This window comes from Mesorhizobium sp. BH1-1-4 (genome assembly GCF_020165665.1).
GTDB lineage: Bacteria > Pseudomonadota > Alphaproteobacteria > Rhizobiales > Rhizobiaceae > Mesorhizobium.
This window is the reverse complement of the sequence record NZ_JAIUIN010000007.1, coordinates 107,218-120,878: the sequence shown is the minus strand read 5'-3', so window position 1 is coordinate 120,878 and position 13,661 is coordinate 107,218. Positions and strand designations below refer to the sequence as shown.

Annotated in this window: 13 protein-coding genes; 2 read left to right on the top strand and 11 right to left on the bottom strand. The window is 64.8% G+C overall.

Features of this window, described 5'->3' with window-relative positions:
• Positions 1 to 2 precede the first annotated feature (2 nt).
• From LB569_RS15025 to LB569_RS15015, 3 genes are read right to left on the bottom strand one after another with little or no spacing between them, the layout of a single operon-like run.
• Positions 3 to 1,148, bottom strand: coding sequence for an extracellular solute-binding protein (locus tag LB569_RS15025; protein ID WP_181173683.1), 1,146 nt, complete (start codon positions 1,146 to 1,148; stop codon positions 3 to 5).
• Between the two features lie 20 nt (positions 1,149 to 1,168).
• A complete protein-coding gene (locus LB569_RS15020; RefSeq protein WP_224692999.1) occupies positions 1,169 to 2,329 on the bottom strand; it encodes a CaiB/BaiF CoA transferase family protein in 1,161 nt (386 codons plus the stop codon).
• Positions 2,330 to 2,331: 2 nt separating this feature from the next.
• On the bottom strand, positions 2,332 to 2,883 hold the full coding sequence (locus LB569_RS15015) for a MaoC family dehydratase (RefSeq protein ID WP_140705363.1): 552 nt from the start codon (positions 2,881 to 2,883) through the stop codon (positions 2,332 to 2,334).
• Positions 2,884 to 3,084: 201 nt separating this feature from the next.
• On the opposite strand from LB569_RS15015, the gene LB569_RS15010 reads away from it, so the two are divergent.
• Complete coding sequence (locus tag LB569_RS15010; protein WP_224692998.1) at positions 3,085 to 4,182, top strand: lactonase family protein; 1,098 nt, start codon at positions 3,085 to 3,087, stop codon at positions 4,180 to 4,182.
• Positions 4,183 to 4,207: 25 nt separating this feature from the next.
• Here the strand turns inward: LB569_RS15010 and LB569_RS15005 are convergent, their stop codons facing one another.
• The 3 genes from LB569_RS15005 to LB569_RS14995 form a co-directional block, all read right to left on the bottom strand.
• Positions 4,208 to 5,200 carry a Tim44 domain-containing protein gene (locus LB569_RS15005; RefSeq protein WP_224692997.1) on the bottom strand — a complete coding sequence of 331 codons (993 nt, stop codon included), beginning with the start codon at positions 5,198 to 5,200 and terminating at the stop codon, positions 4,208 to 4,210.
• A 70-nt stretch (positions 5,201 to 5,270) separates the two neighbouring features.
• Complete coding sequence (locus LB569_RS15000) at positions 5,271 to 5,570, bottom strand: zf-TFIIB domain-containing protein (protein ID WP_140705369.1); 300 nt, start codon at positions 5,568 to 5,570, stop codon at positions 5,271 to 5,273.
• Between the two features lie 183 nt (positions 5,571 to 5,753).
• Complete coding sequence (locus LB569_RS14995; RefSeq protein ID WP_224692996.1) at positions 5,754 to 6,743, bottom strand: zinc-dependent alcohol dehydrogenase family protein; 990 nt, start codon at positions 6,741 to 6,743, stop codon at positions 5,754 to 5,756.
• Positions 6,744 to 6,845: 102 nt separating this feature from the next.
• Between LB569_RS14995 and LB569_RS14990 the strand changes: the two genes are divergently transcribed.
• Entirely contained in the window at positions 6,846 to 7,748 is a 903-nt protein-coding gene (locus LB569_RS14990; protein WP_224692995.1) for a LysR family transcriptional regulator, read from the top strand.
• A gap of 15 nt (positions 7,749 to 7,763) precedes the next feature.
• Here the strand turns inward: LB569_RS14990 and LB569_RS14985 are convergent, their stop codons facing one another.
• The 5 genes from LB569_RS14985 to LB569_RS14965 are packed head-to-tail and all read right to left on the bottom strand — an operon-like array spanning position 7,764 to position 13,609.
• A complete protein-coding gene (locus LB569_RS14985) occupies positions 7,764 to 9,791 on the bottom strand; it encodes a CocE/NonD family hydrolase (protein WP_224692994.1) in 2,028 nt (675 codons plus the stop codon).
• A gap of 48 nt (positions 9,792 to 9,839) precedes the next feature.
• Entirely contained in the window at positions 9,840 to 10,817 is a 978-nt protein-coding gene (locus LB569_RS14980) for an ABC transporter ATP-binding protein (RefSeq protein WP_224692993.1), read from the bottom strand.
• The gene (locus LB569_RS14975; protein ID WP_224692992.1) at positions 10,814 to 11,797 is read right to left on the bottom strand and encodes an ABC transporter ATP-binding protein; all 984 of its coding nucleotides are present in this window, start codon (positions 11,795 to 11,797) and stop codon (positions 10,814 to 10,816) included. The genes LB569_RS14980 and LB569_RS14975 overlap by 4 nt, the downstream gene beginning before the upstream one ends.
• Complete coding sequence (locus LB569_RS14970; RefSeq protein WP_224692991.1) at positions 11,794 to 12,654, bottom strand: ABC transporter permease; 861 nt, start codon at positions 12,652 to 12,654, stop codon at positions 11,794 to 11,796. Before LB569_RS14970 ends, LB569_RS14975 begins: the two co-directional genes overlap by 4 nt.
• Positions 12,655 to 12,661: 7 nt before the next feature.
• Positions 12,662 to 13,609 (bottom strand): ABC transporter permease, encoded by a 948-nt coding sequence (locus LB569_RS14965; RefSeq protein ID WP_224692990.1) that lies wholly within the window; start codon positions 13,607 to 13,609, stop codon positions 12,662 to 12,664.
• Positions 13,610 to 13,661 lie beyond the last annotated feature (52 nt).

Below are 13,661 nucleotides of genomic sequence, written 5' to 3'. Positions count from 1 at the left end.
GTTCAGGCTCCTCCACCGGCAGCGCCGGACACCTGCGCCGGAGAGTTGTCCCGGAACAGGCTGATGAGATCGGCGACGACCTGGCCAGCCGAATGGCCCGATGTCATGCCGGAATTGATGCGATCGGACGCCGCTTGCTGGAACGCCATGTAGCCGTCATGGCGCGGCCGCACCCATGCGCCCTCCAGCGTCGCGCGCGTGTCCCGATAGAAGTTGCCGGCCGCTTCGTTGATGGTCCGGTCTTCCCAGGCAGCCGCATGGCCGGGTTGACCGCCGGCTGCGGCATAGGGCCCACGCTGGACATCGCCGCTGGCGACCCAGTAGGCAAAATCGATCGCGGCCGCCTTGGCTTTCGAGAAGGCCGACACCGCTATTCCGGTGCCGCCGAGCGCCGAGCCGATAGGGCCGCCGGCACCGACAACCGGCATGTCCGCGAAGGCCAGGCGATGGGTGCGAAAACCGGCAACGGCGTAGGGAACATAGCCGTAGATCAGCGGTGCGCAGACGAACCGGGAGTGGGCCTCCGCCATCCGTTCAAAAACGGCGATCGGGTCCATCTCGAGACAGGCTGGATCGACCAGCGCCGCGATCTCACGCATTCTTTCGAAGACTTCTGTGCCTGTCTCGACATCGATGAGATCGTGGGAGGGGTCGGTCCCGCAAGGGCGTCCCAGATTGCCGGCCAGCGTGTAGAAGGTCATCAGCGAGTGAGGCGGCCGCAACGGCAGCAGCACGCGGCCCTGCCGTGCGAGATCGAGCACCTCGCGCCAAGTCGCCGCCGGCGCTTCGAGCGCGTCCGGCCGCCAGGCCTGCACCTGCGCCGCCGCGTCGATCGGAAACGCCCATTGCCGGCCCTGCCAGCTGTAGCTCGGATAGGACTGGCCGACGCTGCCCGAGGCGAGCGCCGTGCGCTCCGCCTCGCGGCCGGCGACGTCGAGCGGTTCTAGGCAGCGCTCCGCCGTGATCTGGCCGACATGCGGATGATCTATGACGATCAAATCATAGGCGCGCGCCAGTTCCTCGACCGGGAAGGATTCGAAATCCTGCAGCGAGCGCTTGTCCCACGCGACGGCAACGCCGGTTTTCCGCTCCCACAGGGATGAACACGCGACCATCGGATCGTAGCCGCGTGGGTGGCTCCAGGTCATGCCCTTGAGTTTACGCACGCTCACAGGCCGAACTCCGCGCGGATTTTCGCACTGTGCTCGCCGATACGCGGTGCCGCCCGATCGACCTTGGCCCTGATGCCGTCGACCCTGAGCGGCGAACTGGTGGTGAGGATCGACACGTCGTCCTCGCGCGTCACCGTCTGCAGCATGTCGAGCGACTGGAAGCCCTCGCTTGCGAGCATCTCGGGCCAGGTCAGCACCTTGGCGCACCAGATGTCGGCCGGCTCCAGGATGGCGAGCCACTCGTCGATGCTCCTGGTCGCAATCCTCTGCGCGATGATCGCCTTGATGTCGTCGCGCGCGGTGAACCAGGATGCCGGTCTGTCGCGATAGGGGGCCAGTTCGCTGAGCGACAACAGATCGGCGAGCTTGGGGATCGGCGTCATTGCGATGGCGAGGTAACCGTCCTTGGCCGGATAGACGCCGTAAGGCGCCGACAGATAGGCATGCGCGCTGCGGAAGCTGGAGCGCCTGGGCAGGCGGCGGCCATCATTGAGATGCGTGGTCAGCACCTCGAACTGGAAATCGACCAGCGCCTCCAGAAGGCTGGTCTCGATGTGGCTGCCCTGGCCGGTAATGCCGCGCCGCACCAATGCGGCCAGTATACCTTGGGCGCAGGCCGCGCCCGCCAGCATGTCGCCAATGGCGAGGCCGAACGGCACCGGTCCCTGGTCCTCGTCGCCGTTCAGCCACATCACGCCCGAACGCGACTGGGCCAGCAGATCCTGGCCGGGCCGCTTGACCCACGGACCTTCCTCGCCATAGCCGCTGATCGAGGCGTAGACCAGGCGCGGATTGATCTGGCGGACGGCTTCGTAATCGAGGCCGAGGCGCTCGATGACACCCGGCCGGAAATTCTGGATCAGCACGTCGGCCTTGGCCAGGAGGCCGCGCAGTGCCGTGAGGTCCGCCTCGTTCTTCAAATCGATGGCAAGACTTTCCTTGGCCCGGTTGATGGCGTGGAAGATGGTGGAATCGCCGCCGATCTCGGTGTCGCTGAGATAGAGCCGGCGCGACAGGTCGCCGCCATCGGGCCGCTCGATCTTGATCACGCGGGCGCCGAGGTCGAGCAGTCTGAGCGAGCAATAGGGCCCGGACAGGAACTGGCTCATGTCGACGACGACGAGCCCAGCGAGCGGCAAATCGGCTGCTGCCGGCATTGCTATTTCTCCGTCTTTCCGACGAAATCGGCAGGGTTGCGGTACTTCACCGTCTGCAGATGCTCGCAATAGAGAACGAGTTCGCCTTCGCCCTTGAATACCTCGTAGCTGGCGCGGATCAGCCCCATCTCCTTGTAGCGGGGCTGCTTGTCGAGATTGGAACGGATCGAATAGATCGTATCGCCAATGAAGACGGGCTTGATGAAGCGCAGCTTGTCGTAGCCATAGGAAAAGGCGTTGACGCAGTTGGTGGCGACCAGCCCCAGCCCCGCCGAGAAGACGAACGCGCCGGCAATCAGCCGCTTGCCGAAAATGCCCTCGCTCTCCGCGAACATCTGGTCCTGCACATAGGGATGGATGTCGAGCACCAGCGTGTTGAAAAGGTGGCTGTCGCCCTCGGCCATCGTGCGCCGCAGCGAGCGGATTTTCTGGCCAACCGGCCAGTCTTCGTAAAACCAGTTCTCGGCGTTCCACACCGGCAACGCGGCATGATCAGCAGGCATATTGCTGGGGTGCGTCGAGGCAACGCCGACGGTCGGCGCGAAATCGTTCATGGCTCAATCCATCGGTCTCGTGAGAGAGGCCGGGCAAGCATTCGAGCACGCATCAAGGCGCCTGATTGCACGACGTCTCCTCCCGTCAATCTTCTTTTGTAAATACTATTTTCACATATGGGGTTGCGTTGCAAGCGAGGACAAGCGAAATTTTGGCTGTTCCGACAGCACTTCGAGGCTGGCGGGCAGGGGAGGAAAAACATGCGCAATGCCAGTCTGGTCTTCGTCGGCAGCCTGAACCGGGAGGCGCCTTATTTTCAGGGCGCGCGCGGCGTCGGCCTCGGGGTCTACAGCTTCGACGAGGAAACGCTGGAAACACGGAAACTGGCCGAGACCAACGACGTCGACAATCCGACATTCCTGTCGGTGACGCCGGACGGCTCGCGCATCTACGCCAATTCGGAAGTGTTTGCCTGGCGCGAGGGAACTGTGTCGGCCTACAGCTTCGATCGTCGCTCGGGCAGGCTCGCCTATCTGAACAAGCAGCCGTCGCTCGGCAGCATCACGGCGCACAACACCATCACGCGTGATGGTACGAAATTGCTGGTCGCGAATTACGGTATGGGCGAGGGTGGACCGGACCGCGCCGTGGCGGTCTATGGTTTCGACGGGGATGGCGCCTTGTCGGCCCCGTTGGCCGGCGTGTCGCACAAGGGCACCGGCCCCAACGCGGCGCGCCAGGAGCGTTCGCACGCCCACAGCGTCACCGAAACCATCGCCGGCGGAGTGGCCATCGTTGCCGATCTCGGCATCGACCGGTTGGTCTCCTATCGGATCGAGCAGGATGGCAATCTGACCAGACTTGCCGAATCCGCTCTGCCGCCCGGTGCAGGCCCACGCCATCTCGCGCTGCATCCGAATGGCCGCTTCGTTTTCGTCATGAACGAGCTGGATTCGACCATCATTTCGATGACGTTCGACGAACCCACCAGCAAACTGTCGATCCTCGACGCCAAGCCCGCAGTGCCAGCCGAAGCGCGCAACGACAACCATTGCGCCGACATCCAGATCTCGCCGGATGGCCGTTTCGTCTACGGTTCAAACCGCGGCCATGACAGCGTCGTTATCATGGCCGTCGATCAGGAGACCGGCGGCTTGAGCCTTGTCGACTATGTTCCTTGTGGGGGTGCCACGCCGCGCAACCTGGCGCTGACGCCATCGGGAGGCCATCTGTTTTCCGCCAACCAGAACGCCGACCGTATCTCGATCTTCGCCCGCGACCCCGGCAGCGGCATGCTGACCGACACCGGGCGCGTCATCGAGATCGGCACGCCGATGTGCGTCAGGATCGCGGCTTGACCGCCCGCCGGTAGACTCGCTGGGATCAAGCCTGTTGGATGGCCGAGAGTTTCCAGCTCGAGCCATTCTGACGCGTAAACGTCCACAACTCGGTCGTCTCCGTGGGATGATCCTCGTCGCCGTCGACGACCTTGCCGCTGGCCCGTTCGCGCGTCACGTCGCGCGACTCGTAGCGCAATGCGGCGGTCGCATAGTCGCGGTCGTCCTCGCGCCAGCTTTCCGCGATGTCGGCCTGCAGCAGGTGGATGTCCGATACCTCGTTCCTGAGACCTTTCTGGGCGTTGTCGGCCAGTTCCTCGGACAGATAGGACACCATCTCGGGCGTCACCGACCGGCGCAATGCGGCATGGTCTTCGCGGCCGAATGCTTCCTGGACCTCGGTCAGCAGCTGCTGGAACGCGTCGAGGTCGGTCTGGGCCAGCGTGATCTCCTCGGATTCGGTGGCAGCGGAGCCTCCGCCCGATCCCCCGCCAAAGCCCGGAATCGTGAAGGAGCCAGCCCTGCCTGTCTCCTCCGGCGCTGTTGCGCGGTTCTCGAACCGTGAAGCCTGGGCATTGCCCATCCCGGCGAGCGCGGGGGCGGGGCCTCGGGCGGATTGCGACCGGAAGAACCGGATGGCCAGCATGATTGCGCCACCGATCAGCAGGGCCTGAAGCAGGAATCCAAACATGCCGGCGAGGCCGCCGAAACCTTGGCCCAGGAGCAGGCCGATCAGGCCGCCGATCAGCAGGCCGCGCATCATCGTTCCGCCGAAGCCGCTCATGAAGCCGGGCCTCTGTGGGCCGGCCTGCGGCTGCCGGGCCGCATTGTTCACACCGGTGTTGGGCGTCATCGAACGCTCGACCGGCGTGGTCGGAGCCGGCGCCGTCCTGGTCGGCGGCGCCGACTGGAAGGTGCGCGTGCCACGGCTGCCGAAACTGCCGCCACGACGCGCCTCGGCATGATCGATCGCGACCATGGAGAAAGCGAGGAACAGGCCGGCAAGGAGGGTGACGAATCGGCTTGTGCGGGAAATCATCGGGGGGACCTTTGTCGATATGGTTTCGGAAATTCAGCAAGACGCCGGCCGTGTGGCTGGCGTCATATGGTCAATCGAACAGCTCTTCGAAGAATGACTTTTTTCGCTTGGGATAGCGTTGGCCATGCGAGCGGGAATAGTCGTCGTCACGGTCCCGGCCATGGTGTGGCTGGGAGAACGCTGCCGGCTGTGGCTGCGGCGCGGGCGACGCCTCCCTGCCGGACCGTTCGACGATCTTGTCGAGTTCGCCTCGATCGAGCCAGACGCCGCGGCACTGCGGACAATAGTCGATCTCGATACCCTGGCGTTCGCTCATCACGAGCGCGACGCGGCAGGAGGGGCAAACCATACCAAGGAGGGAAGATGTCATGCGGGGCTCCTAACCAGAAAGAAGAGCCCTTGACCGAAAAGAATGGAAAACGGGCCCGTTGAAGCGGTCCGACATCACGGTCGCCAGAAGCGACAGTCAGAGGGGCCCGGCCCGCACGGGAAAGTTAGGAATGCGAGGCGGCACCTTCAAGGGCGATTCTTGTCCGCAAGCGTGATTTGTTGCTCACACCGTCACCACGATCTTGCCGAACTGGTCGTTCGATTCGAGATAGCGATGCGCCTCGGCGATCTGGTCGAAGGCAAAGGTCCGGTCGATGATCGGCTTGAGTGTGCCGGTCTCCAGCCCTTCAAGGACGAACGTCTTGGCGGCCTCCAGCTTTGCGTGGTCTCCAGTGATTTCGTGGACGAGGTAGCCGCGCAGCGTCAATGTCTTGCCCAGCACGGCAGGCAAGGGGAACGGCGTCGGTTCGCGGCTGAGGCCAGCATATTCGATCAGGATGCCACCCTTCGACATCGCCGCCGTCAGTGGCTCGAAGATCGGACCGCCGATCGGGTCGAAGACCACGCGCACGCCTTGCGGCCCGGCGATTTTTTTCAATCGTGCAGCGAGATCTTCTTCGGCCAGGACCACGACTTCAGCCGCTCCTGCGTCGAGTAGGGCCTGCTTCTTCGCCGATGTCCGCGTCACCGCGATAGCTGTCGCACCAATGCCGTTGGCGATCTGGATCGCCGCAAGCCCGACGCTGCTCGACGCCGCCGTGATGATGATGAAATCCTCTGCGCGCAGCCCGGCGATCTCGATCAACGCACCATAGGCGGTGAGGTACGGCATCCAGATCGCCGCCGCGGACTGCCAGTCGAGGGACGGCGGATGCTTGACGACGAGCCCGGCGGGGAAGGTGACAAGCTCGCCGTAAGCCGGCCAGCGAACCATCGATCGAGGCGGGATGATACTGACGGCATCGCCAGCCGCCAACTCCGTGACGCCTTCGCCAATTGTCTCGATGACGCCCGCCGCTTCCAGCCCGAGGCCGGAGGGGAGGGTGGGTGTCTCGATATAGCTGCCCGCCCGCAGCAGCGCCTCGGCGCGGTTGAGCCCGAGCGCCTTGACGCGGATTTGCACCTCGCCCGGGCCCGGAGGCGGAAGGTCGATATCCTCGATGCGCAGAACCTCGGGGCCACCATGCTGGTGAAAGCGCACGACACATGTCATTCGGTTGACTCCAAATCATATGAACCGAATGATCTATGTCGCGTACGTCGAAGGCGATAAATAATGATACGAATAGAACAGTAGAAACCAGGAGTTCCGAATATGGATAGGCTCGAGAGCATGGCCGTGTTCGTCAGGGCGGTCGATCTCGGTTCGTTCGTGGCCGCGGCGGCCGCGCTGGACCTGTCGGGGCCGATGGTTGGCAAGCATGTCCGGGTTCTCGAGGAGCGGCTGGGCGTGCGTCTCATCAACCGCACCACGCGCCGCCAGAGCCTGACCGATTTCGGTCGTGCCTATTATGAACGCTGCCGCTTGGTGCTGGCCGAGGCCGAGGCCGCCGATGCGCTCGCCGCCGACCAGCTCTCAGAGCCGCGCGGAAAATTGCGCGTCACCATGCCGGCGCATTTCGGCCGTCACTGCGTCACCCCCGTACTGTTGCAACTGGCGCGGCGGTATCCGACGCTGGAGCTCGACCTGTCGCTCAGCGACCGCTTTGTCGATCTCGCCGAGGATGGCTACGATCTGGCGATCCGGACCGGGGATCTCGACGACAAGGCCGGCGTGATCGCGCGCCGCGTTGCGCGTCAGGACATGGTCGTCTGTGCCGCGCCTTCCTATCTGCAAATCCAAGGCGAACCTCGGCGGATCGGAGACCTCGCCGATCATCAGGCGATTGTCTACCGCCGGCTTGGCATGATCGTTCAGCCCTGGCTGTTTCCGCGCGAGGGACAAACCGCGATCGAGTTCATGCCAACCGGCCGGCTGCGGCTCGACGATCTCGACGCCATCGCCGATGCCGCGGTCGACGGCATGGGGCTGGCGTGGCTGCCTCATTGGCTGGTGCGCGAACGCATGCGGGCCGGCACGCTGGTCGAGCTGTTGCCGGAGCAGCCGCGTTATCCCTACGACTGCCATGCGCTCTGGTTGCGGACACCGCGTCTGCCGCTCAAGGTCCGGCTTGCCGTCGACGCGCTTGCCGCGGGCTTGCCGAAAATGATGGGGTAACTGGCACTGCTTCTCTCAGTTGAGGTCGCGCGGATACTCCTTGACCTCATTGCGGTCGACGACCACCTCATCGCCGTCATGCGCGATGATGTGGGTTTCGATCCGCCAGACATCGCGCAACGCACGCACTGTCGCCTTCACCGAAACACGCGTCTGCCAATCCTCCCGGCCAAAGGATTTGTCCCATGTACAGGTGCCGACCGCCGAGTTCGGATCCTCGGGATGGATGGTGAAGCGGTCGACATGCTTAGCTGAAAGCACCATTCCCGTATGCGGATGCCGCACCGTGCCGCCGTCATTGACCACCTGATAGACGGTCTCGCCGGTGACCTGGTCCGTCGACACGGAGCGCTGGAAGCCATCGCCCTTGGCCAGCACTTCCTGCTCTATGGGCTTGGCGCTCTCCGCGCCGAGAAAGGCGCCGAGCGTGTTGTCCAGCGCTTGCGGTTTGCGCACCGGCAGGATGAGCCGGCTGTCGCCGCAATGGATCGACAGCGTTGCCTGTTCGGCCGTCGGGAACACGATTGGCCAGTGCGACGTCGCCAGCGCCAGCCGGATGCGCTCGCCCACCTCGAAACGCTGCCCGCAGCAGCGCAGCTTGATACGCACCGCTTCCGCCTGGCCTGGCATCATCGGCGCGATGTCCAGGTCGCCGTTGCGATGGCTGAGGTTGAGGATGCCGTAGCTGACGCGCGAGGCGGCGCCCTCTGGGAACACCTGCGAGAGCGTGGCGGACAGGAGCGCGACAGGCTTGTCGGAAGACAGCTTCACCTCGAATTCGGGGAAGCCGAGGATTTCGATCGCCTCGGTCAACGGCGCGGTCTCGAAGATCAGGGCATTGCCTTCCTCGGTGCGCTGGTCGACGGGCAAGGTCGGCATGACGCCATAGCCGCACCAGGCGCCGGACGACAGGCCGGCCGTTTGTGGCGAGGAAATGTTCAGGATCGTGTCCTCGCCCTTGGTTTCCCTCAAGCCGTGGGGCGCAAGGTTCAGCGCCTTTTCACCGACGCCAGGCCCCGGCCAGGACGGTTCCGCCACCCAGTGGCCGGGCCGCTCGTCATGAATCGCCGCCGGTCGCGCGGGGTCCTGGATCCAGGCGCGCAGCATCGGCTCGTCGGCAATGCCGGTGTCGATTCCCTTGAGATATTGGTCCCACCAGCGCAGGCACTCCTGCAGGAAGCCCATGCGCGGGCCAGGCATGGCGAAATGAGGGTATTTGTGCCCCCAGGGGCCGATCAGGCCCTTGCGCGGGCCAGCGAGCTTTTCCAGCATCCTGAAGATCGGATTGGGGTAGCCGTCGGCCCAGCCGCCCACCGCATAGACCGGGATTTCGACATCGGCATAGTCTTCGCAGATCGAGCCGTGCTTGTAGAAATCGTCGCGGCGCTGGTGCTCGAACCAGTCCTGCATCCAGATGCCGTTGCCATGCAGCCGCTGCTCCCAGAGATCGCGCCAGCGGTCGCCGACGATCAATGGATCGGGCGGGGTCATGGCGATCGCCCAGGCCGTCGTTCCCCACATCAGATTGTCGCACATCATCGCGCCGCCGAGATAATGCACGTCGTCATTGTAGCGGTCATCGGTCGAGCACAGCGAGATGACGGCCTTCAACGCCGGCGGTCGGCGGGCGGCGACCTGCAGTCCGTTGAAGCCGCCCCAGCTGATACCGATCATGCCGACGCTTCCCGAACACCAAGGTTGCCCTGCCAGCCATTCGATCACGGCCAGGCAGTCGTCCTGCTCCTGCTTCAGGTACTCGCCCTTGCACAGCCCCTCGCTGTCGCCCGAGCCGCGCATGTCGACGCGCACGCCGGCATAGCCATGGCCGGCGAAATAGGGATGCGTCAGCGCATCGCGTTCCACCGTTCCGTCGCGCTTGCGATAGGGCAGATATTCGAGGATCGCCGGCACCGGGTCGGCGTCGGCATCTTCCGGCAGCCAGACGCGGGCCGCCAGTTTCACACCATCGGGCATCGGGATCCACAAATTCTCGATCTCGCGCACCTTGCGCGGGAAATCGGTGACGACGGGGATATCTTGCATGGTGGCTCCTCTCGATGCCCCGGTCCAAGCTCGTGCCGGTGGCGATCCTTATGCGTTGAGCGGGAAATGGCAGGTCGGGCGGCTGTCGCCCACCGTGGCCGGTACGGGGACATCCACCGCGCAACGCTCCCGCGCTTGCGGGCAGCGTGTGTGGAATTCGCATCCCGAGGGGCGCGCCAGCAGCGACGGGACATCGGCCGGCAGCGTGATGCGCTGATGCACCCTGTCGGGATCGGGCTCCGGATTGGCCGACAGAAGTGCCGCAGTATAGGGATGATGCGGCGCGCGGAAGATCGCCTCGGTTTCGCCCTGCTCGACGAAGCGGCCGAGATACATCACCGCCATTCGGTCGGCGATCTGGCGCACGACATGCAGATTGTGAGTGATGATCAGCATCGACAGCCCCATGCGGTCGCGCAGGTCGTTGAGCAGGTTGAGCACCTCACCCTGCACCGAAACGTCGAGGCCGGCCGTCGGTTCGTCGGCGACGACCAGCACCGGGTCAAGCGCGATCGCCCGCGCCACGCCGACCCGGCGCGCCTGGCCGCCGGAAAGCTGGTGCGGATAGCGGTCGGCGAAATCGCGCGGCAGTCCGACCAGCGTGAGCAGCCGTGTGACTTCGGCGTGAAGATCGCGGTCCGGCAGCCCATGAATGACGAACGGCTCCGCCAGCAGCGAGCGCACGCTAAGCCGGGGCGACAGCGAGCCGACCGGATCCTGGAACATCATCGGCATGCGCCGTCGCACCGGCTTCATGGCGGCATCGGAGAGTCCCTGCAATTCCTGCCCTTCGAACAGGATAGTGCCCGTTTTCACTGGCTGAAGACCGTTGAGCGTGCGCGCCAGCGTGGTCTTGCCCGAACCGGATTCGCCGACCAGCGCGAAGGTGGTGCCCCGCTCTAGGCTGAAGCTGACCCCAGAGACCGCTTCGATCTCGGTGGCGCGGCCCGCCAGCCTTGCGGACAGCCCGCCGACCCGGAACGAGACACGCAGGTCGCTGACGCGGAGCAGGGTTTCAGAGCTCATGCGCTGATCGCTCCCAGGGGAATGTCCGCGTGCCAGCAGCGGGCGATATGAGACCCGCCAAGAGGAGCGCTCGGAGGCGTCGTCAGGCATTGCGCATCGGCGCGGTCGCAGCGCGGCTGGAAGACGCAGCCGCTTGGCCGCCGGCGCAAATCCGGCAAGGTTCCGGCGATGGTTGGCAGGCGTGCGACACGCTGCGACAGCCGCGCCGGGTCGCAGGCCAGCAGCTTTTGCGTATAGGGATGGCGCGCGTTGTGGAAGATTTCGCGGGTCGTGCCGCTCTCCACCACCTCTCCGGCATACATCACGATCATCTCGTCGCAGAGTTCGGCGATGACGCCCAGATGATGCGAGATGAACAGGACGGAGCAGCCGATCTCGCGCTGCAAATCCTTGAGCAGTTCGATGGTGGCCACTTCCAGCGTCGCGTCGAGCGCGGTGGTCGGCTCGTCGGCGATCAGCAGCGCCGGCTCCATCATCAGCGCCATGGCGATGGCGATGCGCTGTTTCATGCCGCCGGAGAATTCATGCGGAAACTGCGCCAGCCGGCTTTCGGGATCGGGAATGCGGACCTTGCGCAGCATGGCGACCGAGCGGGCATCCTTATCCCGCTTCGACAGCTTCGATCGGTACTGGATGTCGCGCATCTGCCGGCCGACAGACAGCACGGGGTTGAGCGCGCCCATCGGATCCTGGAACACGGTGGCGATCCGGCGGCCGCGCAGGGCGCGCATGGCGGTAGGGTCGAGCCGGGCGAGGTCCTTGTCGCCTTCGAAGACGATCTCGCCCGCCGATATCTCGCCATTGTCGGCGAGCAGCCCGAGGATAGCGTTGATGAGCGTCGACTTCCCGCAGCCGGATTCGCCGACCACGCCGACGCTGCGGTTGGCAGGCACGGAAAAGCTCACCTGTTTCAGTGCCTCTAGCCGGCCGCTCCCGGTGTGGAAGGCGACGCTGAGATCCTTGACTGCGAGAACCGTCATGACCGCCCCTTCAGCCGGGGATCGAAGAGATCGCGCAAGGTCTCGCCGAAGAAAGTGAAGCCGAGCGTCGTCAGCACGATCGGCAGGCCGCCGGCAATGACGATCCAGTAGGAATCGCGGATGTTGGCGAAGCCGTCATTGAGGATCGCGCCCCAGCTCGGCGTCGGCGGCCGCACGCCGAGCCCGAGGAAGCTCATGCCAGCCTCAATCGCCACCACCACCGGGATGTCCATCGACACCAGGATCAGGATCGGTCCGATGATGTTGGGCAGGATATGGACGCGCAGGATGCGGCCGGCACTTGCCCCCATCGAGCGCGCCGCCATGACATGCTCGGCCGACTTCAGAACCAACGTCTGGGTTCGGATGATACGGGCATAGCCCGGTACGTTGACCAGCAGCACCACCACCACCACGGCATAGAGCGAGGGGCCGAACAGGGTGACCAGCGTCAGTGCAAGCATGACGGTGGGAAAGCTCTTCACCGCGTCGAAGATGAGCAGCAGCACATTGTCGAGCCAGCGCGGGCCGTAGCCGGCGATCAGCCCCAGCACGACGCCGATGATCAGCGACACGGCGGTCGAACCCAGCGCGATCATCAAGGCGACGCGCCCGCCATAGAGCACGCGGGTGAAAAGATCGCGGCCGAGGTGGTCGGTGCCGAGCAGATGCATGAGGCTTGGTGAAGCGAAGCGTTCGGCCGGCGAGATCTTGCTCGGCGCATAGCTGGTCAGGACACTGGCGAACACGGCCGACAGCACCACCACCGCCACCAGCGTCAGGCCGATGGCACCGAGCGGCTCGCGCATGATGCGGCGCACGGCGCGCCACACGCTGCCAAGACGGCCGCTGCGCAAGGGCAGCTCAGTTGAAACTTGATCTGACACGGGGATCCAGGAGGCCGACCAGTATGTCGGCGGCTACGTTGACGAGGACGAAGAAGATGGTGGTGACCAGCACGGCTCCCGACACGATCGGATAATTGCGCACCGAAATCGCCTCGTAGACCAGCTTGCCGATACCGGGGCGGGCGAAGACGATTTCGGCGAAGACGGCAGACGACAGCATGTGGCCGATGCCGACACCGAGCAGGGTGATGGTTGGCAGCACGGCGATGCGCAGCGCGTAGGTGTAGACGATACGATGCTCCGGCAGGCCGAAGGCGCGTGCCGTACGGATATGGCTCGCCTCGAGCGTCTCCAGCATCGAGGCGCGCACCATGCGCGAGATGTAGCCGATCCAGCCGAGGCCGACCGCCAGCGATGGCAAGATGAGGTGTTGGAGTTGGCTGGCGATATTGCCCGGCTCCCCGGCACCGATCGCCGGCAGCCATTGCAGGGCAACCGCGAAGACGAGCAGCGAATAGATGGCGACGACGAAGGAGGGCACCGCGATCATCGCCACGGACAGCACGCCGATCACCTGGTCGACGAAGCCGCCGCGCCGCACCGCCGCGATACAGCCCAGCGGAATGCCCAGCGCCACCGACCATGTGATGCCGCCGACGATCAGCGCCAGCGTGAACGGCAATTGCTCCATCACCACGTCCAGCACCGGCCGGTTGGACAAGACCTCGGTGCCGAGATTGCCATGGAGCGCCGATCCGTAGAAGTTCAGGAACTGCCGCCACACCGGCTGATCCAGCCCCATGCGCACACGCAGCGCCTCCATCATTTCCGGTGTTGCGCGCGGCCCCAGCGCGACGGAGGCCGGGTCGCCTGGGATGAGGTAAACCATGGCGAACATCATCATCAGCGCGACGCTGATGATGATGGCGCCCAACCACAGACGCTTGAGGGCGTAGCGGATCATTTCAATACCTGTCGGAAGGTCTCCGTCGGGAGCTGGCCCCCGCGGGTCGAAA

Excerpts from the sequence above, each read along its gene's own strand:
- LB569_RS14990 (WP_224692995.1), top strand. The coding sequence starts at position 6,846 with ATGGATAGGCTCGAGAGCATGGCCGTGTTCGTCAGGGCGGTCGATCTC.
- LB569_RS15010 (WP_224692998.1), top strand. The coding sequence starts at position 3,085 with ATGCGCAATGCCAGTCTGGTCTTCGTCGGCAGCCTGAACCGGGAGGCG.
- LB569_RS15025 (WP_181173683.1), bottom strand. The coding sequence starts at position 1,148 with ATGACCTGGAGCCACCCACGCGGCTACGATCCGATGGTCGCGTGTTCA.
- LB569_RS15015 (WP_140705363.1), bottom strand. The coding sequence starts at position 2,883 with ATGAACGATTTCGCGCCGACCGTCGGCGTTGCCTCGACGCACCCCAGC.
- LB569_RS14985 (WP_224692994.1), bottom strand. The coding sequence starts at position 9,791 with ATGCAAGATATCCCCGTCGTCACCGATTTCCCGCGCAAGGTGCGCGAG.
- LB569_RS14980 (WP_224692993.1), bottom strand. The coding sequence starts at position 10,817 with ATGAGCTCTGAAACCCTGCTCCGCGTCAGCGACCTGCGTGTCTCGTTC.
- LB569_RS14965 (WP_224692990.1), bottom strand. The coding sequence starts at position 13,609 with ATGATCCGCTACGCCCTCAAGCGTCTGTGGTTGGGCGCCATCATCATC.
- LB569_RS15000 (WP_140705369.1), bottom strand. The coding sequence starts at position 5,570 with ATGACATCTTCCCTCCTTGGTATGGTTTGCCCCTCCTGCCGCGTCGCG.
- LB569_RS15020 (WP_224692999.1), bottom strand. The coding sequence starts at position 2,329 with ATGCCGGCAGCAGCCGATTTGCCGCTCGCTGGGCTCGTCGTCGTCGAC.
- LB569_RS15005 (WP_224692997.1), bottom strand. The coding sequence starts at position 5,200 with ATGATTTCCCGCACAAGCCGATTCGTCACCCTCCTTGCCGGCCTGTTC.
- LB569_RS14995 (WP_224692996.1), bottom strand. The coding sequence starts at position 6,743 with ATGACATGTGTCGTGCGCTTTCACCAGCATGGTGGCCCCGAGGTTCTG.
- LB569_RS14975 (WP_224692992.1), bottom strand. The coding sequence starts at position 11,797 with ATGACGGTTCTCGCAGTCAAGGATCTCAGCGTCGCCTTCCACACCGGG.